This is a genomic window from Kitasatospora sp. NPDC008115 (assembly GCF_042957205.1).
Lineage (GTDB): Bacteria > Actinomycetota > Actinomycetes > Streptomycetales > Streptomycetaceae > Kitasatospora.
Genome location: NZ_JBIBHU010000017.1, coordinates 117,306 through 137,727, shown reverse-complemented (window position 1 = coordinate 137,727; position 20,422 = coordinate 117,306). Strand labels below are relative to the sequence as shown.

General features: G+C 74.3%; 17 protein-coding genes. 9 read left to right on the top strand and 8 right to left on the bottom strand.

Annotation, left to right across the window (positions count from 1 at the left end):
- The first annotated feature begins 109 nt into the window (after positions 1 to 109).
- Positions 110 to 1,186, top strand: a complete 1,077-nt coding sequence (locus ACFZBX_RS22150; RefSeq protein WP_391535486.1) for an aminotransferase class I/II-fold pyridoxal phosphate-dependent enzyme — start codon at positions 110 to 112, stop codon at positions 1,184 to 1,186.
- On the opposite strand, the gene ACFZBX_RS22145 is transcribed toward ACFZBX_RS22150, so the two are convergent.
- Complete coding sequence (locus ACFZBX_RS22145) at positions 1,140 to 1,934, bottom strand: serine hydrolase (protein ID WP_391535485.1); 795 nt, start codon at positions 1,932 to 1,934, stop codon at positions 1,140 to 1,142. The genes ACFZBX_RS22150 and ACFZBX_RS22145 overlap by 47 nt on opposite strands.
- A gap of 220 nt (positions 1,935 to 2,154) precedes the next feature.
- Between ACFZBX_RS22145 and ACFZBX_RS22140 the strand changes: the two genes are divergently transcribed.
- Positions 2,155 to 3,666, top strand: a complete 1,512-nt coding sequence (locus ACFZBX_RS22140; RefSeq protein WP_391535484.1) for a right-handed parallel beta-helix repeat-containing protein — start codon at positions 2,155 to 2,157, stop codon at positions 3,664 to 3,666.
- A gap of 7 nt (positions 3,667 to 3,673) precedes the next feature.
- On the opposite strand, the gene ACFZBX_RS22135 is transcribed toward ACFZBX_RS22140, so the two are convergent.
- A complete protein-coding gene (locus tag ACFZBX_RS22135; RefSeq protein ID WP_391535483.1) occupies positions 3,674 to 4,537 on the bottom strand; it encodes a leucyl/phenylalanyl-tRNA--protein transferase in 864 nt (287 codons plus the stop codon).
- On the bottom strand, positions 4,534 to 8,001 hold the full coding sequence (locus ACFZBX_RS22130) for an amino acid adenylation domain-containing protein (protein ID WP_391535482.1): 3,468 nt from the start codon (positions 7,999 to 8,001) through the stop codon (positions 4,534 to 4,536). Before ACFZBX_RS22130 ends, ACFZBX_RS22135 begins: the two co-directional genes overlap by 4 nt.
- A gap of 186 nt (positions 8,002 to 8,187) precedes the next feature.
- Between ACFZBX_RS22130 and ACFZBX_RS22125 the strand changes: the two genes are divergently transcribed.
- A complete protein-coding gene (locus ACFZBX_RS22125; RefSeq protein WP_391535481.1) occupies positions 8,188 to 11,358 on the top strand; it encodes a putative bifunctional diguanylate cyclase/phosphodiesterase in 3,171 nt (1,056 codons plus the stop codon).
- Between the two features lie 16 nt (positions 11,359 to 11,374).
- On the opposite strand, the gene ACFZBX_RS22120 is transcribed toward ACFZBX_RS22125, so the two are convergent.
- Positions 11,375 to 11,986 (bottom strand): TetR/AcrR family transcriptional regulator, encoded by a 612-nt coding sequence (locus ACFZBX_RS22120; RefSeq protein WP_391535480.1) that lies wholly within the window; start codon positions 11,984 to 11,986, stop codon positions 11,375 to 11,377.
- A 92-nt stretch (positions 11,987 to 12,078) separates the two neighbouring features.
- On the opposite strand from ACFZBX_RS22120, the gene ACFZBX_RS22115 reads away from it, so the two are divergent.
- On the top strand, positions 12,079 to 13,116 hold the full coding sequence (locus tag ACFZBX_RS22115; protein ID WP_391535479.1) for an aldo/keto reductase: 1,038 nt from the start codon (positions 12,079 to 12,081) through the stop codon (positions 13,114 to 13,116).
- Positions 13,117 to 13,166: 50 nt separating this feature from the next.
- The gene (locus tag ACFZBX_RS22110; RefSeq protein WP_391535478.1) at positions 13,167 to 13,658 is read left to right on the top strand and encodes a GNAT family N-acetyltransferase; all 492 of its coding nucleotides are present in this window, start codon (positions 13,167 to 13,169) and stop codon (positions 13,656 to 13,658) included.
- On the opposite strand, the gene ACFZBX_RS22105 is transcribed toward ACFZBX_RS22110, so the two are convergent.
- Entirely contained in the window at positions 13,659 to 14,267 is a 609-nt protein-coding gene (locus ACFZBX_RS22105; protein ID WP_391535477.1) for a TetR/AcrR family transcriptional regulator, read from the bottom strand. It lies immediately after the preceding gene.
- Between the two features lie 58 nt (positions 14,268 to 14,325).
- On the opposite strand from ACFZBX_RS22105, the gene ACFZBX_RS22100 reads away from it, so the two are divergent.
- Positions 14,326 to 15,735: an aldehyde dehydrogenase family protein gene (locus ACFZBX_RS22100; protein WP_391535476.1), complete on the top strand. Its 1,410-nt coding sequence runs from the start codon at positions 14,326 to 14,328 to the stop codon at positions 15,733 to 15,735.
- Positions 15,736 to 16,174: 439 nt separating this feature from the next.
- Positions 16,175 to 16,840: a hypothetical protein gene (locus ACFZBX_RS22095; RefSeq protein WP_391535475.1), complete on the top strand. Its 666-nt coding sequence runs from the start codon at positions 16,175 to 16,177 to the stop codon at positions 16,838 to 16,840.
- A gap of 55 nt (positions 16,841 to 16,895) precedes the next feature.
- Here the strand turns inward: ACFZBX_RS22095 and ACFZBX_RS22090 are convergent, their stop codons facing one another.
- Positions 16,896 to 17,195, bottom strand: coding sequence for a DUF6342 family protein (locus ACFZBX_RS22090; RefSeq protein ID WP_391535474.1), 300 nt, complete (start codon positions 17,193 to 17,195; stop codon positions 16,896 to 16,898).
- A 350-nt stretch (positions 17,196 to 17,545) separates the two neighbouring features.
- On the opposite strand from ACFZBX_RS22090, the gene ACFZBX_RS22085 reads away from it, so the two are divergent.
- Positions 17,546 to 18,487, top strand: coding sequence for a metallophosphoesterase (locus ACFZBX_RS22085; protein WP_391535473.1), 942 nt, complete (start codon positions 17,546 to 17,548; stop codon positions 18,485 to 18,487).
- Positions 18,488 to 18,573: 86 nt separating this feature from the next.
- Positions 18,574 to 18,933: a hypothetical protein gene (locus tag ACFZBX_RS22080; RefSeq protein ID WP_391535472.1), complete on the top strand. Its 360-nt coding sequence runs from the start codon at positions 18,574 to 18,576 to the stop codon at positions 18,931 to 18,933.
- Positions 18,934 to 18,954: 21 nt separating this feature from the next.
- Here ACFZBX_RS22080 and ACFZBX_RS22075 read toward each other — a convergent pair whose 3' ends face one another.
- Both ACFZBX_RS22075 and ACFZBX_RS22070 read right to left on the bottom strand, forming a co-directional pair.
- A complete protein-coding gene (locus ACFZBX_RS22075) occupies positions 18,955 to 19,935 on the bottom strand; it encodes a DUF4331 family protein (RefSeq protein WP_391535471.1) in 981 nt (326 codons plus the stop codon).
- Between the two features lie 92 nt (positions 19,936 to 20,027).
- Positions 20,028 to 20,405, bottom strand: a complete 378-nt coding sequence (locus ACFZBX_RS22070) for an iron chaperone (RefSeq protein WP_391535470.1) — start codon at positions 20,403 to 20,405, stop codon at positions 20,028 to 20,030.
- Between the last annotated feature and the right edge of the window lie 17 nt (positions 20,406 to 20,422).

Genomic DNA, 20,422 nt, shown 5'->3' with positions numbered 1-20,422 from the left:
GTCGCCCGCACGCGAACCACCCGGGCCCGGTGCGGACTTGTGTCCGCGCCGGGCCCCGGACAGACTTGACGCCCGTCCGACAAAGTGGCCAGCGCCCGAGGGGGGACGGATGACGCCGTCGCTGTTCCGCATGCTCGATCTGCACGAAGCCGTGGAACGGGAGCGCCAACGACCGGACGGACGGCTGTTCGTCTCCGACTACAACGGCGGCCACCCCTTCGTGGCCGACTACCTCGGCGACCTCGCGCACACCCCGCCCTACCGGCTCGGCGACGTCACCCGCTACTCGGCGCTCGACGAGGACACCGCGCTGCGCGCCAAGATCGCCCGCCTGCACGAGGGTTACGACGCCGAGCCGTGCTCCCCGGACCGGGTCGTGCCGGCCGGCGGCGCCAGCGCGCTGCTCGGCACCTTCTGCACCTGGCTGCGCACCACCGGCCGCACCCGGATCCACTACCTGCCGCCGGTCTACTACAAGTTCGCCTACTTCTTCCGGCTGTTCGGCATCGAGCCGGTCCCGGTCGCCGACGCGCACGCCCACCAGCCGGGGTTCGAGCTGCGGCTGCCGGACGAGCCGACCGTCCTGCTGCTCACCGACCCGGTCTGGTACGCCGGGCGGCGGGTGCCCCGGCTGGTGCTGAAGCAACTCGCCGAGTGGCAACTCGCCACCGGCTCGCTGGTGTTCGTCGACGGCACCTTCCAGTACATGCGCTGGGACGGCGGGCGGCGCGAGGACTCCGCCGCACTGCCCGCCGACCTCACGCTGCGGATGGTCTGCCCCACCAAGTACCTGTCCATCCACGGCTACCGCTGTGCCCACCTGCTCGTCCCGGAGCGACTGCGGGAGCCGCTCGCGGACCTGCACCTCAATCTGCACGGCGATGTCACCCTCGCCGACCGGCTGTTCGCCCACCGGGCCGCCGACCTGATGCTGATCGAGGGCAACCACCGCCTCCTGGAGCACGTGCGCGCCAACCACCAGCGCCTGACCGGGGCGGGCGCGCTGGAGGCCCAGGAGCGGATCGAGACCGGCTACTTCCTGTTCGCCCGCCCCACCGCCCCGCCGGAGCGGCTGCTCGCCCTGGACGGCCGCTACTTCGAACTCCCGGGCCACCCGGGCTTCGTGCGGATCAACCTGCTCAACGAGCAGGCACTGGCGGGCCTGCAAGAGCCGGGGCGCCGCTGATCGCGTGCCGCCGCTCCCACACCGCCGCCGAGACCCGTGCCAGCAGCCGGGCGGCCGGGTCGCCGGCGGCCTCGTCGGCGCCCGAGGCGAGCGGTCCGGTGTAGCAGACGGCCAGCAGGTACGGCGGGCAGTCGTCCGGGTGGACCAGGCCCACGCAGTGCCGCACGCCGGGGAACCAGCCGTTCTTGAACGCGACCCTGGTCCCCGGCGGCAGCCCGGCCGCCAGGTCGACGCGGAACGCGTTGCGCTCCAGGAGTTCGAGCAACTCCGTTTCGTCGTCCAGGGATTGCACCAGGCGCACCAGGTCGCGGGCGGTGACCCGGTTGTGCACGCCCGCGTCCCGCGCCGGGTGGTCCTCGATGCCGCGCGGGCTGGCGCTGCGGGTGGCCCCGGCCCGCCGCCACACCTCGTCGACGGCCGGGTGGCCGGCCCGGGCCAGGCAGAGGTTGGTGGCGAGGTTGGAGGAGTGGGTGATCATCCGCTCGGTGAGCAGCCCCAGCGGCACGGTGGCGCCGAGCAGCGTCCACGGCACCGGGTCGCTGTCCCACTCCGGATCGTTGGCGAACTCCCCGCCGGCCCGCGAGGTGAAGGCGTTGACCACCGGCACCGGTTCGCGCGGATCCGCGCCGGTCCGGCGCAGCGCGGCCAGCACCGCGATCTTCATCGTGCTCGCGGCATCGTGCGGCACGTCCCCGTTCCGCTCGAACACCGGCTCATCGCCCCAGGGGGCCACCACTACTGACAACATGTCCGCTTCAGTCCCCCGGCCCGCAGCGGCCCAAACCGGTACGCGCCGGAACGGCCCCCGCGGAGCGTGCGGGATGCGGCCCGCTTCCGGTTGAGGCCGCCCTCGGGACTCGTGGATACTCGTGAAGTCTCCCGCACCCGCCCGTTCCCGCACGGCTCCTGTCGGCACGTCAGCTCGACGCCGCCGACCGGCGCCGCGCCACTCCAGGAGGATGCCGCCCATGCCAGCACCCCGTCGAGCCGCCCTCGCCCTCGCGATCGCGGGCTCCGCCCTCGCCGCAACCGCGCTCCCGTTCACCGCGTACGCCGGGAGCGCCGCGTCCGCCGAGGACACCGTGCTCCACGTCGACAACGGCCCCCGCTCGAACTGCTCGGACTCCGGGACCGGCACCCGGGACCGGCCGTTCTGCACCGTCCAGGCCGCCGCCGACGCGGCCGGTCCCGGGCAGACCGTCCAGCTCGCCCCGGGCCGCCGGTTCACCGGCCAGGTCACCGTCCGCCACTCCGGCGAGCCCGGCCGGCCGATCGTCTTCCAGGGCGCCGAGCCAACCGTCCACGCGCCGAACGCCTCCGTGGGAACGCGCCACTGGCCCCGGGGGTCGGCGCCCGCACCGCACGCCTTCGTGTTCGAGGGCGTGCACGACGTCACGGTGACCGGCCTGCGCCTGGACGCCCCGCAGGAGGGCGTGCTGGTCAAGGATTCCACCCGGATCGCCGTGGACCACAACGACATCGAGGCGGGCGACCCGGTCCGCGGCGGCGTGCGGGCCTTCCCGGCGGCGGCCCCGAGCGTCCGGATCACCGGAGCGGGCTCGTCCGTCACGGTGAGCCGCAACCGGATCTCCGCCGCGCCCGTGAGCGGCGTCGCGGTCGACGCCGGGACGTCCGGCGTGGTCGTCACCACCAACCTGATCACCGGGGGCTCCGGCCGGGGTGTGCTGGTCACCGACGCGCCCGGCACGATCGTGGTGGGCAACACCTTCGGGCGCAACTGCGGGAGCGACCTGGAGTTCGCCGGGAACTCCACCGGGTCGGTGGCCGAGAACAACATCCTGGCCAAGCGTCCCGCCCCGCGCTGCGGCGGCACGCCGCCCACCGCGATCCCGCTGGTGGTGTCGGCCGGATCGGTCCGCAGCACCAAGGTCGACTTCAACACCGTCGTGCCGTGGGGTCCGTATTCCTACTCCTGGGGCGGCACACCGTTCGCCACCCCCGAGGCCTTCCGGGCGATCGGGCAGGGCGCGAGCGACAACGCCGTCGACCCGGGCTTCCCGGCCGACCGCGAGGACTACACGCCGGCCGCCGCGACGGGCCTGACGGACGCCGCCGACCCGACCGCCCTCGGCACCCTGGCCACGGACCTCCTCGGCGCCGAGCCGGCCGACCACCCGCGCTTCGCCGGCACCTCCGCCTGGGGCTACCGGGACCGCGGCGCCATCGAACTCCAGGACCCGCTGCGCGTCGCCCTGAGCGCCCGCCCCCACCCCCGGCCGGGCCACCCGCTCGACGTCCGGTTCGCGGTCGGGTACTCGACCGGCTGGACACCGGGCACCGCGGCGCTGGACTTCGGGGACGGCAGCGCGCCGCGCGCGGTCGACCCCGGGTACGGGTTCGTCGACCACGAGTACCCGGCCGCCGGAACCTACACCGCGACGCTCACGGCCGGTGGTCCGACCGGTCCGGTCCGCACGTCCACCATCCGGGTCACCGTCGGCCCGAAGGAACGTGGATGACGCACCGTCAGGTCCGGCGCGCGTTGCGGTAGGGGTGCCGGTGGTCGCGCGGGAGCCCGTGCGGGCGCGGGCGGCGGGGGCGCTCCGGGGCGAGCCGGGCGGCCGGGAGGCGGCCGGTCTCCAGCGGCCCGACGGGCTCGGCGTCCTCGGCGAGCACCGCGAGGTAGCGCTCCCTGGGCTGCGGGGCGGCGCCGAGCGAGCGCACGTGCGGGGAGTCCCACTGGGCGTCCAGCAGCCGGCCGCCGGCGGCGGCGAAGCGGGCGGCGAGGTCGGCGACGGCGACCCGGGCGGCGTCGGGGCGGCGGTGGAACATCGAGTCCAGGCTGAGCACCGGCCCGGAGGCGATCCCGAACACCCCGCCGATCAGCTCCCCGTCCTGCCACACCTCCGCGCTGTGGGCCGCGCCGAGCCGGTGCAGCCCGATCAGCGCCTCCTGCAACTCCGGGGTGAGCCACGGCGGTTCGCGCCCCTCGGCGCAGGCGGCGAGCACCTCCTCGAAGGCCTGGTCGGCGGTGGTCCACCAGTCGAGGCGGTTGCGCAGCAGCCGGGAGAGCTTGCGTCCCAGCTGGACGCCGTCGGCGTCGAGCAGCGGCCGCGGGTCGGGTGACCACCAGGCGAGCGCGTAGGGGTCCGCCTGGTGGCCGGGGCCGGGCAGCAGGGCCACCCGGCCCGCCGCCACCGCCTGTTCGGAGCGGGCCTCGTTGAAGGCGCTCGCGTAGGCGTCGGCGGCGGGCAGCGGGAACAGCCCGCGCCGGTAGGCGGCGAGCAGGGTGGCGGGCGCGAGGTCGGCGCCGAACGCGGCCGGGCCGTCGGCGGGCGCCCGGGCGACGTCGAGCGTCGCGAAGAGCTCCTCGGGGGCGGTGGCGGTCATCGCAGGGCCTCCAGCGGCGAGGCCTCCTGCGGCGGGGCGAGGAAGCCCTCCGCGGTCAGCCGGTCGAGGTAGAAGTCGAGCAGGGTGTCGTCGACGGCGGGCAGTTCCACGCCGCTGCCGGCCAGGGCCCGGTCGGTGTTGGCCCGGTCGAAGCGCGGGAAGGTGGGGCGGAAGTACAGCTCGCTGATGGACAGTTCGGTGCCGGGGACGCGGTCGACGAAGAGCGGCACGAACGGCGTCATCGGGTGGGTGGGGTGTCCGGCGGCGAACCGGACCAGGCCCTGCACCCACTGCGGGTAGGGGACGCGGTCGACGGGGTGGCCGCGGGCGCGCAGCCGTGCGGCGAGGTCGGCGAGGTCCGCCGGGCGGGGCGAGGTGAGGTGGTAGACCTCGCCGATGGCGGGGGCGTGGGCGACGACGTGGCAGATCGCCCGGCTGAACCGGTCGGCGGGCACGAAGTCGAGCGGCAGCCGGACGTCCGGGCAGGTGCCGCTCTCCGCGATGTACTTGATCAGCGCGCAGATCTCGGTGCCGGTGTTCATCACGCCGGTGCGCAGGTCGCCGGTGACGTCGTTGGTGCGCAGCACGGTGACCGGCAGCCCGCCCGCGGCGGCGTGGTGCAGCAGCTGTTCGGCGACCCACTTGCTCTCGACGTAGCCGACGGCGAGCCGGTCGGGGTGGGCGAGCGGGGTGCGTTCGGCGACCTCGCGCACGCCCGCGGGGCCGAAGCCGGCCAGCACGGCGAGGGTGGAGAGGTAGTGGACGGGGATGCCGCGGGAGTGGCCGGCGAGGCGGATCACCTCGCGGGTGCCGGCGACGTTGGCGGCGCGCAGCTGGTGGTAGGGGTAGATGAAGTTGACCTGGCCGCCGAGGTGGTGGATGGCGTCGAGGCTGCCGGCGAGCCGTTCGAAGCGTTGGCCGGTCAGGCCGAGCCGGGGTTCGGCGAGGTCGCCGACGAGGGGGACGACGCGGCGGTCGGCGAGGTCGTGGCGCAGGTAGCGCTGCTGGGCGGCGCGCAGGCGTTCGAGGGCGTGTTCCTCGTCGGGGGCGCGGACCAGGCAGTGGACGCGGGCGTCGGTGGTGTGCAGCAGGGCGTCCAGCAGGTGGGCGCCGCAGAAGCCGGTGGCGCCGGTGAGCAGGATCTCGGCGGGTTCGGCGCGGGAGGGGGCGGGGCTCCAGGACTGCTTCAGGGGGGCGTCGAGGCGGGCCTCGGCGGCCCAGTCGACGGCGGCCTCGCGGGGGCCGGGGGTGGTGGTGCCGGTGCGGGCGGCGAGGGTGGCGGCGGCGAAGGCGCGCAGGGTGGCGTCGCGCAGCAGGGCGCGGGTGAGGAAGCGGATCCGGGTGACGTCGATGCCGAACATGATCCGGGCGCGGGCGAGCATCTCCATGGCGAGCAGGGAGTTGCCACCGAGGTCGAAGAAGTCGTCGGCGGGGGCGGGTTCGCCGATGCCGAGCAGTTCGGACCAGAGCTGGGCGACGCCCGCCTCGACGGTGGACCCGTCGCCGGTGCCGGCCGCCGAGCCGTTCGGGGAGGCATCCAGGAAGGCATCCCGGGAAGCGTCCGGGGAGGCGTCCTCGCGGACGGGTGCCGCCGGTGCCGCCGCGCCCTCGTCCGCCCGCCCGTCGCGGGGCCGGCGCACCCTCGGCGGGGCGTCGGGCAGCCGGCGGCGGTCGATCTTGCCGGCCGGGGTGAGCGGCATGGCGGCGAGCGGCACGAACTCGGCCGGGACCATGAAGTCCGGCAGCCGTTCGGCGAGGTAGGCGCGGATCCGGCCGCGCCGGGCGCGGGGGCCGGAGGCGGCCCGGTCGGTGAGCGTGTAGTAGGCGGTGAGGACGCGGCTGTCGTCGCCGCCGTCGGCCGCGACCCTGGCCTGCCGGACGTCGGGGTGGGCGGCGAGCACGGACTCGACCTCGGCGGGGTCGACGCGGTGGCCGCGGACCTTCAGCTGGTCGTCGAAGCGGCCGAGCACCTCCAGGGTGCCGTCGGCCCGCCAGCGTCCGGCGTCGCCGGTGCGGTACATCCGCTCACCGGGGGCGGGGGCGTAGGGGTCGGGCAGGAACGTTTCGGCGGTCAGGCCGGGCGCCTTCCAGTAGCCGCGGGCCAGGCCGGGCCCGCCGAGGTGGATCTCGCCCTTCTCGCCTGGCCGCACCGGGCTGAGCCGGGCGTCCAGCACGTGCACCCGCACCCCCGGCAGCGGCCGCCCGATCGGCACCGGCGCGCCCGGTCCGTGGGTGCCGGGGCCGTGCGGGCCGGGCGCGGCCAGCACCCGCGCGGTGAGTTCGCCGAGCGTGGAGGTGACGGCCGCCTCGGTGACGCCGTAGGCGTTGACCAGCCGCACGCCCGGCAGCCGTTCCAGGCAGGCGCGGCAGTCGTCCTCGTGCACGGTGTCCCCGCCGACCACGATCAGCCGCAGCCCCTCGGGCGCCGGCCCGCCGGGCGGGAAGAGGGCGAGCAGGTGGTGCCAGTAGGCGGGTGTGAGGTCGGCGACGGTCAGCCGCAGCCCCGCCATCCGGTGCGCCAGCTCGGTGGGCGCCCAGGTGCGGGCGCCGCCGAGGACGACGGTGGCCCCGGCGGCCAGGGGCGCGAGGACCTGCTCCAGCGCGGTGTCGAAGCCGAGCGCGGCGAGTTGCAGCACCCGGTCGCCGGGGGCGAGCCCGTAGGCGTCGGTCACCCGGCCCAGGGTGAAGGCCAGCGCGCGGTGGGTGACGGCCACGCCCTTGGGGGTGCCGGTGGTGCCGGAGGTGTAGATCAGGTACGCCAGGTCGTCCGGCCCGCCGGTGTCCGGCACGGGATCCGCCGGGCCCGCCGGGCCCGTCCGCCCGGCGCCCTCGCCCGGGGCGACCACCCGTACGCCCGGGAACCGCGTCCCCTCCCCCGCCACGGCGAGGCGGGCGCCGCAGTCGGCGACCAGGGCGGCCAGCCGCCGGTGCGGGTGCGCCGGGTCCAGCGGCAGGAAGGCCCCGCCGGCCTTGAGCACGGCGAGCCAGGCGGTCACCAGGTCCGTTCCGCGCTCCAGGCACACCGGGACGATCCGCTCCGGCCCGGCGCCCAGGGCGCGCAGCACGGCTGCCAGCCGGTCGCTGCGCGCGTCCAGCTCGCCGTAGTCGAGGCTCTCGCCGTCCGCGAGCACGGCGAGGGCGCGCGGGTCCTGCGCGGCGCGCGCCCGGACCAGGCCGTGGACGGTTAACCCGCGCCCGGCCGCACCCGTCCCGGTGGACCCTTCACCCGTCCGGGTGGCCCCTTCACCCGCTCCGACGCCGAGCCCGGCCGGGCGCCACGCGCGGTCCACGTGGCGGCGGCACTCCTCGTGCGGGGCGGGCCCGAACACGGTGCGCCAGCCGCCCGGCACGGTGAGGTCACCCGGCCAGATCGCGTACTGACCGTCCTCGTTGACCAGCACGGCGTGACGTCCGGAACGCGCTCCGGGACGTGCTCCCCGTGCGCTGTCTGCTACGTCATCCACCGGCTTGACCTCGTGCTGTGGCGGCAGAATGCTGGGAGGTGCGACATTTCCGACTATACGCACTCAAGGCCCATTTCGAACGTCAGACCGGACCTCCCCGGCCCGGCTCGGACGCTCGCGAGCCCCTGCCCGGACCCCGCGCCCGCCCCCGGGCGGGCGCGGTGACGCCGAGGAGGAGGTAGCTCGTTGACACGTCGGCGCCAACGCCTGATGGTCTGTTACCTGGCGTGGATGGTGCTGTTCACCGGCATCTACTACACCAACCCCTCCCAGCGGATCATCTGGTGGACGGGCATCGGCCTGGGCGGCGTCGCCGCCATCGTGGCCGGCGTCCGCCTCAACCGCCCCTCGCACGCCGTCTACTGGTACCTGCTGGCGCTGGCCAACCTCAGCTTCACCGCCGGCGAAGTGGTGCAGGTCGTCCAGATGGAGTTCCTGCACCTGGGCAGCCCCTTCCCCTCCGTCGCCGACGGCTTCTACCTCGCCGAGTACCTGCTCTACGCGGCGGGCGTGTTGGGCTTCATCCGATGGCGGACGGCGCATCAGGACCGGGGCAGCCTGCTGGACGCCCTCATCCTCACCATGGGCCTGGCGCTGCTCGTCTGGATCTACCTGATCCTCCCCTACGCCCGCAATCCGGACCTCGACTGGTTCCAGAAGGCCGTCTCGATCGCCTACCCGCTGGGCGACGTCGTGGTGCTCGCCCTGCTGCTGCGCCTGGTCGTGCCGCGCGGCGGGGTCAGCCGCTCGCTCCAGCTGCTCGCCGCCGGAACGGTCGGCCTGCTGGTCTCCGACATCCTGTACGGGCTGATCGTGCTGCACGGCGACTGGCGCATCGGCACCCCCGTCGACCTCGGCTGGGCCGCCTTCTACACCGCCTGGGGCGCCGCCGCGCTGCACCCCTCGATGGTCGAGCTGACCAGGCCCATCCCCAGCCAGCAGCCGGACATCGGCCCCGGCCGGCTCGCCCTGCTCGCCGGGGCCTCGCTGATCGCGCCGACCATCCTGATGGTCGAGGCGAGCAACGGCAACACCAGCAACGCCGGGGTCATCGGCGCCTTCTCCGCCGTCCTCTACCTGCTGGTGCTCGCCCGGCTGGCGGTCGTCGTGCGGGCCCGCCGACAGGCCGTCGCCCGCGAGCGCGCGCTGCGCGAGGCCGGCTCCTCGCTCACCGCGGCCGTCAGCGTCGAGGAGGTCGCCGACGCCGTCCAGGCCGCCGCCTCCACCCTGATGCCCACCGAGCCCGGCCACGTCGCGCTGCTCGCCGTCACCGAGGGCGGCGTGCTGCACGTACGGCACGCCGAGCGCGGCGCGGGCCGCCACCACCTGGGCGCCGAGCACGACTCCGACGAGGTGCTCGCCCTGGCCGCCTACCGGGAGACCAGGCTGCTGCCCGTCGAGGACATCGGCAGCGAGCTGGCCGCCCGCCTCGACGGCATGCCGAGCGCCCTGCTGTGCCCGCTCACCCTCGCCGAGCGCCCCTCCGGCGACCCGCTGATCGGCGCGCTCATCGTCACCGGCACCGAGCAGGAGCTGACCAGCCTCTGGGGCTCGCTGGAGATCCTCGCCGCGCAGGCTGCCCTGGCCGTCGAGCGCGTCATGCTCAGCCAGGAGATCACCCGGCGCGACAGCGAGGCCTACTTCCGCACCCTGGTGCAGAGCGCCAACGACGTCATCCTCATCCTCAACAGCGACGACTCGGTGCGCTACGCCTCCGCCTCCTCCGCCGGGCGCGTGCTCGGCTACCCCCGCCTGGACGGCACCCTGCTCACCGACCTCGTCCCGCCCGAGGACAGCCGCTCGGTCGGCAAGGCGCTGGCCCGGATGCGCAGCCCCGCCGTCACCGGCGGCGGCCGCTCGGGCCTGGACACCCAGCGTGAGCACTGGCGGCTGCTGCGGGCCGACGGCTCCCCGATCGAGGTCGAGGTGCGCTGCAACGACCTGCGCGAGGACCCGACGGTCGGCGGCCTGGTACTCACCCTGCGTGATGTCACCGAGCAGCGGCAGATGGAGCGCGAGCTGACCCACCGGGCCTTCCACGACTCGCTGACCGGCCTGGCCAACCGGGTGCTCTTCCTGGACCGGGTCGGCCACGCGCTCTCCCGCGGCGAGCGCAGCGGCGCCGTCACCGGGGTGCTCTTCATCGACCTGGACGACTTCAAGATGGTCAACGACACCCAGGGCCACGCGGTCGGGGACGAGCTGCTGGTCGCCGTCTCGCTGCGGATCTCCACCGCGCTGCGCGCCTCCGACACGGCGGCCCGGCTCGGCGGCGACGAGTTCGCGGTGCTGGTGGAGGACGCGCTGGAGCCGGCCGACGTCGGGGCGATCGCGCAGGGCGTGCTGGCGGCGTTCACCGAGCCGTTCAAGCTGAGCGCGGGCGCGGTGCGGGTGTCGGCGTCGATCGGGGTGGCGACGACGGAGGACAGCGTGGACGCCACCGAGCTGCTGAGCCACGCCGACCTGGCGCTGTACTCGGCGAAGGCGGCGGGCAAGCGGCAGTGGTGCCTCTACCAGCCGGCGTTGCAGGCGGGGCTGATGGCGCGGCACGAGCTGAACGAGAACCTGGACACCGCGATCGCCGAGTCCGCCTTCCGGCTGTACTACCAGCCGATCGTCGACCTCCAGACGGGTGATCTGGTGGCCTTCGAGGCCCTGGTGCGGTGGCCGCACGACCGGCGCGGCATGGTGCTGCCCGACGAGTTCATCGCGCTCGCCGAGGAGAGCGGCCAGATCGTGCCGCTCGGCGCCTGGGTGCTGGAGCGCGCCGCCCAGGAGGCCGCCGCCTGGCACGCCCTCAGCACCCCCGCCCGTGCCACCGCCGGTCTGCCCCCGTTACGCGTCAACGTCAACGTCTCCGCCCGCCAGTTCCGCGACGCCGGCTTCGTCGACGTGGTCCGCGGCGCCCTGCGCACCTCCGGCATCCCGCCGCAGTCCCTGGTCCTGGAGCTGACCGAGTCCGTCCTGATGCGCCGCGACGAGCGCGTGCGCACCGACATGCGCACCCTCGGCGAACTCGGCGTCGGCATCGCCATCGACGACTTCGGCACCGGCTACTCCTCGCTCTCCTACCTGCGCGAGTTCCCGATCTCCGTGCTGAAGATCGACAAGTCCTTCATCGACGGCCTCGGCCTCTCCCAGCAGCAGTACGCCCTGGTCGAGGGCATCACCCGGATCGCCGACACCCTGGACGTCCAAGTCATCGCCGAGGGCATCGAACACCCCGAGCAGCGCGACCTCCTCACCGCCATGGGCTGCCCCCTCGGCCAGGGCTACCTCTTCGCCCACCCCCTCACCCCCGACCAGGCCCAGTCCTTCATCACCCACCACACCACCCCCCTCGGCCGGCGCCCGTAGGCCCTCTCCCCGCGGATCACGCCCGCCGGAAGGCACCGGTGCGGGCCGCGGATTCGGCGGCGGTGGCGGCGCGGTCGGCGGTGGCTTCGTCGAGGGGGTCGGGGGTGGTGAGCATGCGGTAGTAGAGGGGGGCCGAGACGGCTCGGATCACCTCGGCGGGGTCGGTGCCGGGCGGGAGGTCGCCGCGTTCGACGGCCTCCGTCACGCAGGGGGCCCAGGCCTCGACGCGGACGCGGTAGAAGCGGTGCAGGGCCTCGGCGGCGGAGGCGTCGCAGGCGGCGGCGACCAGGACGGCGCGGAACAGGGCGCCCTGGCGGGGGTCGGCCAGGGTGCGCTGGACCAGGCGGGCGTTGGCGCGCAGGTCCTCGTGCAGCGAGCCGGTGCGGCTGCGCGGGAGGGACTGCTCGGCCATGTCGGTGAGGACGTCCGCGAGCAGCGCGCCCACCGAGCCCCAGCGCCGGTAGACGGTGGTGCGCCCGACCTCCGCCCGCCGGGCGACGTCGCCGAGGTCGAGCCCGGCGAAGCCGACCTCGACCAGGGCGTCCTCGGCCGCCTTCAGCACGGCGGTCCGCACCCGCGCCGTGCGGCCGCCCGGCCTCTGCATGCCTTGCGCGCCCGATGCAGTCATTAACGGGACTCCTGTTCCATTAGCGTCGTCGACAGTGCTAGGGTCGGGACATCTTAACGGCACAACAGTCCCGTTAGCGAAGGGAACCCCCCATGGAGTACCGCCGCCTCGGCGCGTCCGGCCTCACCGTCCCCGCCCTCTCCCTCGGCACCGGCACCTTCGGCGGCCGCGGCCCGCTCTTCGGCGCCTGGGGCGACACCGGCGCCGACGACGCCCGCCGCCTGCTCGACATCGCCATCGACGCCGGCCTCACCCTGTTCGACACCGCCGACGTCTACTCCGACGGCGCCTCCGAGGAGGTCCTCGGCCAGGCGATCAAGGGCCGCCGCGACCAGGTGCTGATCTCCACCAAGGCCGGCCTGCCCACCGGCGACGGCCCCAACGACGCCGGCACCTCCCGCGCCCGCCTGATCACCGCCGTCGACAGCGCCCTGCGCCGCCTGGGGACGGACTACCTCGACCTCTTCCAGCTGCACGCCTTCGACGCCGCCACCCCCGTCGAGGAGGTGCTCGCCACCCTCGACGACCTGGTCCGGGCCGGCAAGATCCGCTACACCGGCGTCTCCAACTTCTCCGGCTGGCAGCTGATGAAGTCCCTCGCCGCCGCCGACCGCGACGCCCGCCCCCGCTACGCCGCCCACCAGGTCTACTACTCCCTGGTCGGCCGCGACTACGAGTGGGAGCTGATGCCGCTCGCCCGGGACCAGGGCGTCGGCGCCCTGGTCTGGAGCCCGCTCGGCTGGGGCCGCCTCACCGGGAGGATCCGGCGCGGCGCCCCGATCCCGCCCGGCAGCCGCCTGCACGACACCGCCGACTACGGCCCGCCGGTCGACGACGAGCTGCTCTACGACGTGATGGACGCGCTGGACGCGATCGCCGAGGAGACCGGCCGCACCGTCCCCCAGGTGGCGATCAACTGGCTGCTGCGCCGCCCCACCGTCTCCTCCGTCATCATCGGCGCCCGCAACGAGGAGCAGCTGCGCCAGAACCTCGGCGCCGTCGGCTGGGAGCTGACCGCCGAGCAGGTCGCCCGCCTGGACGCCGCGAGCCTGCGCACCGCGCCGTACCCCTATTTCCCCTACCGCCGCCAGGAGGCCTTCGCCCGCCTCAACCCGCCGCTCGCCGGCTGACGCGGTAAACCGGTTGTCGGCGCGGCCGTCGACGGGGCATCGTCAACGCCATGATCGAACTGCGTGAACTGACGTCCGGCGACTGGCCGCTCTTCCGCGAACTGCGGCTGGCCGCCCTGGCCGAGGCGCCGTACGCCTTCGGCTCCACGCTCGCCGACTGGCAGGGCGAGGGCGACCGCGAGGAGCGGTGGCGCTCCCGGCTGGAGATCCCCGGCGCCCTCGACCTGGTCGCCCTGGTGGACGGCGTGCCCGCCGCGATGGCGACGGGCGTGCCGGCGGACGGGTACGCCGAGCTGATCTCGATGTGGGTCGGACCGGCGGCGCGCGGCCGGGGCGTCGGCGCCCGGCTGATCGAGGAGATCGAACGGTGGGCCGCCGGGCAGGGCCTCCCCGCCCTGCGCCTCGCCGTGATGCCGCACAACGCGCACGCCATCGCCCTCTACGAGCGCGCCGGCTACACCGACACCGGCGAGCCGGGCGACCTGCTGCCGGACGGTGTGAGCCGCGAGGTCGTCATGGCGAAGCCGCTGCGGACCGCCTGATCAGGCTCGGCCCAGCGCCCGCAGGACGAACGGGAGGAGGCGGTCGGCCGTCTTCTCCGCCGCCCGCGCGTCCACCTGGTCGGGCGCCTTCGGGGTCAGGAGGAACCGGCTCATCACCGGCCCGATGACGACGTCGCCGAGCAGGTCGGGATCCGCCGGCGGCGGGATCTCGCCGCGCTCGGCGGCGCGCCGCACGACCTCGGCCACCCGCCCGTACAGCGGCGCGAGGAAGGCCGAGACGAGCGCCTCGGCCAGGGGAGTGCTCTGCGCCGCCTCGCCGATCAGGGCCCGCATCAGCCGGCCGCTCTCACCGGTCATGGCGGCAGCCTTGTCGCGGAGCAGCGCCCGCAGGTCGCCTTCGAGGGCGCCGGTGTCGGGCCGCGCGGCGAGGTCCTCGGTACAGGTGGCCGCGGCGGCGATCACCAGGTCCTCCTTGGAGGACCAGCGGCGGTAGAGGGTGGCGGTGGAGACGCCCGCCCGGGCCGCCACGGCGGCGGTGGTCAGCCCGCCGTAGCCGCTCTCGGCCAGCACGGCCAGCGTCGCGTCCAGCAGTGCCCGGTCACGGCCCGCGTCGCGGGGCCGGCCCCGGCGGGCCACGGTCTCGGTCATGGGGCCAGCATACCCACGCAAGAAACGAAAACGTTTCGTTTTGTATATGCTCGACGGCATGAGCGCCTCCACGGAAACCCTCACCACGGACGCCGCCGCCGACGCCGCCGCGACCGTCGCCCGCCTGAACAGCGCCTTCGCCGCCGGCCGCACCCGGCCCGTCGCCTGGCGCAAGGCCCAGCTGCGCGCCCTGCGGCGCCTGCTCGTCGAGCAGGAGGCCGTCTTCGCCGCCGCGCTCTGGGCCGACCTCGGCAAGAACGCCACCGAGGCCCACACCACCGAGATCGGCTTCACCCTCAACGAGATCGACCACACCCTGCGCCACCTGGACCGCTGGCTGCGCCCGCGCCGCGTCCCGGTGCCGCTCTCCCTCCAGCCGGCCCGCGCCCGCACGGTGCGCGAGCCGCTGGGCACCGTGCTGATCATCAGCCCGTGGAACTACCCGCTGCAGTTGGCCCTCTCCCCCCTGGTCGGCGCCCTCGCGGCCGGCAACGCCGCCGTCGTCAAGCCCAGCGAACTCGCCCCCGCGACCTCGGCCGCCCTCGCCGAGTGGCTGCCGCGCATCCTGGACCCGCGGGCCGTGGCCGTCGTCGAGGGCGGGGTGCCGGAGACCACGGCGCTCCTGGAGCAGCGTTTCGACCACGTCTTCTACACCGGCAACGGCACCGTCGGCCGGATCGTGATGACCGCAGCGGCCCGCCACCTCACCCCGGTCACCCTGGAACTGGGCGGCAAGAGCCCCGCCGTCGTCGAGCCCGGGACAGACCTGGCGACGGCGGCCCGGCGCATCGTCTGGGGCAAGTTCATGAACGCCGGGCAGACCTGCGTCGCCCCGGACTACGTGCTCGCCGTCGGCGACACCGCGCCGGCGCTCGAACGTCACCTCACCGACGCCGTCCGCGAGATGTACGGCACCGACCCGGCCGCCAGCCCCGACTACGGGCGCATCATCAACGAGCGCCACTTCGACCGGCTCTCCGGCCTGCTCGGGGACGGCCGCCTGGTCACCGGCGGCGACCGCGACCGGGCCACCCGCTACCTCGCCCCGACCGTCCTCGCCGACGTCGAGCCGGACGCTCCGGTGATGCGCGAGGAGATCTTCGGGCCGATCCTGCCGATCGTCCGCGTCCCCGACCTGGACGCCGCGATCGCCTTCATCACCGCCCGGGACAAGCCGCTCGCCCTCTACGCCTTCACCGCCTCGGCCCGCTCCAAGGCCCGGCTGGTCGCCGAGACCTCCTCCGGCGCCCTGAACTTCGGCGTCCCCAACGCCCACCTGGCCGTCCCCGGCCTGCCGTTCGGCGGCGTCGGCGAGAGCGGCACGGGCGGCTACCACGGCCGGCACTCGCTGGACACCTTCAGCCACACCAAGGCCGTCCTCGACAAGCCGCTGCGCGCGGACACCCTGCGCCTGGCCTACCCGCCGTTCACGGCCCGCAAGTCGGGCCTGCTGCGCCGCTTCCTGTAGACGGTGCGAGCGCGGGCGGCGCCAGGCGCACGGCGAACGACCTGACGTCGCCCGCGCGCCCCCACGCCCCGCACTCGGTGAAGCGCCCGCGCCCACTCCCGTCCCCGCCCCCACTCCCGCCCCCACTCCCGTCCCCGCTCCCGTCCCCGCAGGCGGGCCCGTCTCCGCAGGCGGGCGCCTGCTCGGCCGCCGCGCTGAGGACGGTCAGGGCCATCCTGGTCATCGCGGCACCACGCGGCGGCGGCAGGAAGGGCCGGGTCGTCTCCGTCATACCGCCAGCGTCCCGGCCCCGTTCACCCGGATGCCGGACATTCCACCGCCGTTCACCCGATCAACGGACCGGCGCCGCTGCGGACTTGACGCCTCCGGCAAGCCCCGGCCGCCCGTCGCCGGCCTCGGCCCGGATGGCCCCGTCGGTGCGGGCCGCTAGCCTCCGGGAATGGCGAACTACTCATATCTCTGTTCCGCGGACGCGGCGTCCCTCTACCCCTCCAGCCAGGTGGCGGGGTTCGACCCGCGGACCGGGGTCGTCGCGCACGACGTCTCCTGCGTTCCGCTGCTCTGGCTCGCGATGTTCCGTCCGGCGGACCTGGTGACCGGGGTGTTCACGGTCGACGAGGAGGACCTGGACGACGGCGAGGACCCGGAGGTGAGGGCCACCGCACCGCTGGTGGCCAAGGAGCGGGCGCTGGCGCAGCTCGATGCCGCGCTGCCGGTGCTGAACGGGCTGTTCGCCGACGAGGGGCCGCTGGACGCCCATGCCGCCCTGCTGCGGCGGGCGGTGGAGCGGGCGCCGGGCGCGTTCGTGACGATCGAGCTGGAGGAGGTCGAGGGGATATGGGAGGACGAGGAGACCTTCCAGCCCACCCTCCGCGCCGCGCTGGCCGGCCTCGACGGCGGTTCGGACGGCGACACGGACGGCGACACGGGCGGCGCCGCCACCCGATCCCGGCTGATCGAGCTGTCCCGGCTGCGCCCCGGCCGGCCGTTCCCGCCCGCCCGGCTGCTCGTCGACGGCCTGGAGGCGGGCGACGACGACCACTGGAACCTCGCGCGACTGCTCGGGGCGGGCTTCATCGGCGCGGTGCCCTGGGAATCGGAGTGAACGCCGGTGGGGGCGGCTTCCGCCACCGCCCCCACCGTCATCGTCGTGCCGCTGCTCAGAAGTGCAGGTCCTTCTGGTCGGTGATCAGCCGACCGGCGATGTGGAGGTTCCCGTCGGAGTCGAGCACCGCGATGATCTTCTTCGTCGAACCGTGGTGGGTCGTGAAGTAGATCTTGTCGGCCTCCTGGCTGGAGGAGTGGTTGGCGTTCACCGACAGCTCGATGCTCACCGGCGAGCTGATGAGCACGTCCTTCTTCGGAGTACCCGGGTAGACCCGGTTCTCCACCAGCTTGACGCGGCCGTGGGTGTCGCCCTCGTCCCAGTCGGACGCGACGCCGAGGTCGAGTTCAGGCATGAGGCTTCCTCTCCGTTGTGCGGGCACATGAAGGAGCACCTTTGGCCAGGCGACGCACACGGCATCACCTGAACCGATCGAAAACCTACACACCTCGGCCGCCTGCTCGGCACGATCCTTCGAAAGCGCTCTTTCTTGGTCTGAACTCGCCTATTTCTGTTCACTCTTGATCGATACACGACCAGAATCGACCGCCCCCTCCGGCCCGATCGGACCTCGACAAGACCTCGACCGGACTTCGGTGAAAGTTCACACAACTGCCATGTGGCAGTCCTGCCACTTTCCTAGCCTCTGAGGTGCCCGGCCACGGCCCCGGGGCCGGTCCCGCACCCGCAGAGTGAGGGCCGCGCATGCAGCACGACGACACCATCGGCATCGTCCAGATCTCCGACACCCACTTCCGTGACGCCCCCGGCGCCCGCTCGTTCGTCGCCCACGAACCCGACGAGGGACTCGCGGCGGTGCTCGCCCACGCGGCGGGCGCGGTCGGGGACGCCGCCCTGGTTGTCGCCACCGGCGACCTGGCGGACATCGGCGAACCCGCCGCCTACGAGCGGCTCGGCGAGGTCCTCGGCGCGCTGCCCGCCCCCGTCTACTGCCTCGGCGGCAACCACGACCGGCAGGACCCGATGCAGGCCTGCCTGCCCCGCCCCACCGTGCACCTCGAACCCGCGGTCCAGGTCGGGAACTGGCTGATGCTGCTCCTGGACTCCAACGCCCACGGCCGCGAACTCTCCCCCGACGGCACCTACCGCGACCGCGACGACCGCGTCCACGCCGCCGCCCAGCCGGGCCTCACCCCGGTCGAGGAGCAGCGCGCCCGCGCGATCCTCACCGCCACCCGGGCGGAGCACGTCTTCCTCTGGCTCCACCAGCCGCCGCTGCCCGAGACCGCCCCGGCCGCCCAGGGCGACAGCGCACTCGCCCTGCTGGTCCGCGACTTCCCCAGGATCCGGGCGATCGGCGCGGGCCACCTGCACGGCGACCTCTCCGGCGAGTTCGAGGGCCGCCCGGTCCACGTCTGCCCGTCCTCCTACATGAGCCTCGACCGGCGCGGGGGCGTCCTGGAGGGCCCCGGCTACCGCACCTACCGCCTCCACCCGGACGGCCGCGTCGACACCGAGGTCCACACCGTCCCCGGCCCGCTGACCGACACCATGCGCGCCACCCCCATGCCCGTCTACCTCGCCGACCTGATGGCCGGCCGCGTCACCGGCAAGGAACTCCGCGCCCTCAGCGACGCGGAGTTCGAGGCCCGCTACGGCGAACGCCGCCCCATGCCCCGCGTATGACCCCCGCCGGAGCGGGAGGTCGGCCCCGCCGGCTTCCCGCTCCAGGACCGGGGCCGGTTGTCAGTGCCGTGTGACACGCTGCGCGCATGAGCTTCGATCTTGCGGTGTGGGAAGGCGAGCGGCCGGCGGACGATGAGGCCGCGGCCCAGTGCTTCGACGAACTGTACGAGCGGTACATCGGTGAGGACGGCCAGGACGTGCCGCCGACCGAGCGCATCGCGGCCTACGTCGCCGCGCTCCTGGAACGCTGGCCCGACCTGACCGAGGACGAGGACGACATCTCGCCGTGGTCGACGGGCCCGCTGATCAGCGAGGCGAGCGGCCCGCTGATCCACTTCTCGATGCGCTGGAGCATGGCCGAGGAGGCGGCCGTCCACGCGTCGCAGGTGGCGTCCTCGATGGGCCTCAACTGCTACGACCCGCAGTCCCAGTGCCTTCTGCCCTGACGGCCCGCCGTGCCCTGCCGGCTACCCCGCCGGCGGGTACGGGTGGGGGTGCCCGAGGTAGGGGAAGGCGGGGAGCAGGTCGGTGTGCGGGGGGATGTGGTCGCTGGTGACCTTGCCGCCGGAGACCATGGCGAGCCGCGCGGAGGTCACGTCGTCGGTGAGGGTGCGGCCGTTGGGGTAGGCGGCGGGGCGGGAGCGGTCGTAGCGGAGGATGTCGGGCAGCACGAGCTTCAGCGTCTCGGTGGCGGCGTCGGTGGTGTAGTCGCCGGTGTGCTGGAGCACGGCCGTCCACGGCTCGCGGTACTTCTCCCAGTCGTCGGCCGGCTCCCCCGTGTTGTACGCGTCCTTGACCTCCTCCGCGTTGAAGTACGCGGTGAGCGAGGGGTGGGCGCCGCGGTCGACGGAGACCAGCTGCCCGTCCCGGTGCAGGCTGACCCGCGCCCACACGCCGATCCCCGGCTCCGGGCCGAGGTCGGCGTCCGGCACCTCCAGCGCGATGCCGAAGACATTGGCCTGCGCCATCGCGTCCTTGCCGGTCCAGGTGAAGTTGTTGACGATCCCTTCGAGGTCCGCGAAGAACGGGTCGCTGCGCAGCCCGACCGAGATCCGGTACCCGCCGTAGGGCGACGAGACGACGTGTGCCTCGCCGCCGAACGCCACCGGCACATCGGCGAACACCACGTCCCCCAACGCCTCGTGCCGCTGCGCCGCCTCCCCGGTCGCGCGGCGCACGGTGACGCCCTGCGCCCCGCCGGCGGGGGCGGAGAAGGTGAACGAGTAGGCGACGTCGGCGCGGTCGTCGCCGTCGTTGTCGATGTTGATCCGGTAGACGGCCTCCGGGTGGAACTCCGCCCCACCCGTGGGCGCGTACGGGTTCACGTTCATGATGAGGACGGTGCGCCCGGGCGCTCCGGCCGCCGGGAAGGCGAACAGATCGGTGAGGTCGAGCCGGGCGTCACCGCGCGGCGAGCGGAGGTTCGGTCCGCTGAGGTGATGGGACATGCCGGTACAGCTACCAGCACACCCCACACCGAACCCCAACGACACCCGCACACCCACCCCCCGTCCGCCGATCGGCGCACGCAACCCGCCGCCTACCGCTGTCCCGGCGTACTTGGCCGGGTGGCGGTGGCCCTGAGCAGGTCCCGCAGCAGGCCGAAGTCGATCTTCTCCGGCCTGCGGAACCGCAGGCAGCCCTTGCCCATGTCCTGGTCGGCCAGCCGCCGCGCGAACGCCTCGCGGACGTCGGCGCGCATGAGGTAGAAGGAGACGTACTGCTTCTGGCTGGCGAACGCGATGTCGCAGGAGCCGTCCCGCTCGTAGGCGGGCATCCCGTACGCCATGACCTCCGCGAAGCCGGCGCCCTGCAGTTCCTCCCGGCACAGCTCCCGCACCCGCGTCAGCGCGGCCCTGCGCTCCTCGGGGACCTCGGCCAGGTAGCCGTCCACGTCACTCGCCCTGCTCTGCACCATGGCACGAGGCTATGCCG

Bases quoted from the DNA above. Each gene is read 5' to 3' on its own strand.
- ACFZBX_RS22150 (WP_391535486.1), top strand. From the start codon at position 110: ATGACGCCGTCGCTGTTCCGCATGCTCGATCTGCACGAAGCCGTGGAA.
- ACFZBX_RS22145 (WP_391535485.1), bottom strand. From the start codon at position 1,934: ATGTTGTCAGTAGTGGTGGCCCCCTGGGGCGATGAGCCGGTGTTCGAG.
- ACFZBX_RS22140 (WP_391535484.1), top strand. From the start codon at position 2,155: ATGCCAGCACCCCGTCGAGCCGCCCTCGCCCTCGCGATCGCGGGCTCC.
- ACFZBX_RS22135 (WP_391535483.1), bottom strand. From the start codon at position 4,537: ATGACCGCCACCGCCCCCGAGGAGCTCTTCGCGACGCTCGACGTCGCC.
- ACFZBX_RS22120 (WP_391535480.1), bottom strand. From the start codon at position 11,986: ATGACTGCATCGGGCGCGCAAGGCATGCAGAGGCCGGGCGGCCGCACG.
- ACFZBX_RS22115 (WP_391535479.1), top strand. From the start codon at position 12,079: ATGGAGTACCGCCGCCTCGGCGCGTCCGGCCTCACCGTCCCCGCCCTC.
- ACFZBX_RS22110 (WP_391535478.1), top strand. From the start codon at position 13,167: ATGATCGAACTGCGTGAACTGACGTCCGGCGACTGGCCGCTCTTCCGC.
- ACFZBX_RS22105 (WP_391535477.1), bottom strand. From the start codon at position 14,267: ATGACCGAGACCGTGGCCCGCCGGGGCCGGCCCCGCGACGCGGGCCGT.
- ACFZBX_RS22100 (WP_391535476.1), top strand. From the start codon at position 14,326: ATGAGCGCCTCCACGGAAACCCTCACCACGGACGCCGCCGCCGACGCC.
- ACFZBX_RS22095 (WP_391535475.1), top strand. From the start codon at position 16,175: ATGGCGAACTACTCATATCTCTGTTCCGCGGACGCGGCGTCCCTCTAC.
- ACFZBX_RS22090 (WP_391535474.1), bottom strand. From the start codon at position 17,195: ATGCCTGAACTCGACCTCGGCGTCGCGTCCGACTGGGACGAGGGCGAC.
- ACFZBX_RS22085 (WP_391535473.1), top strand. From the start codon at position 17,546: ATGCAGCACGACGACACCATCGGCATCGTCCAGATCTCCGACACCCAC.
- ACFZBX_RS22080 (WP_391535472.1), top strand. From the start codon at position 18,574: ATGAGCTTCGATCTTGCGGTGTGGGAAGGCGAGCGGCCGGCGGACGAT.
- ACFZBX_RS22075 (WP_391535471.1), bottom strand. From the start codon at position 19,935: ATGTCCCATCACCTCAGCGGACCGAACCTCCGCTCGCCGCGCGGTGAC.
- ACFZBX_RS22070 (WP_391535470.1), bottom strand. From the start codon at position 20,405: ATGGTGCAGAGCAGGGCGAGTGACGTGGACGGCTACCTGGCCGAGGTC.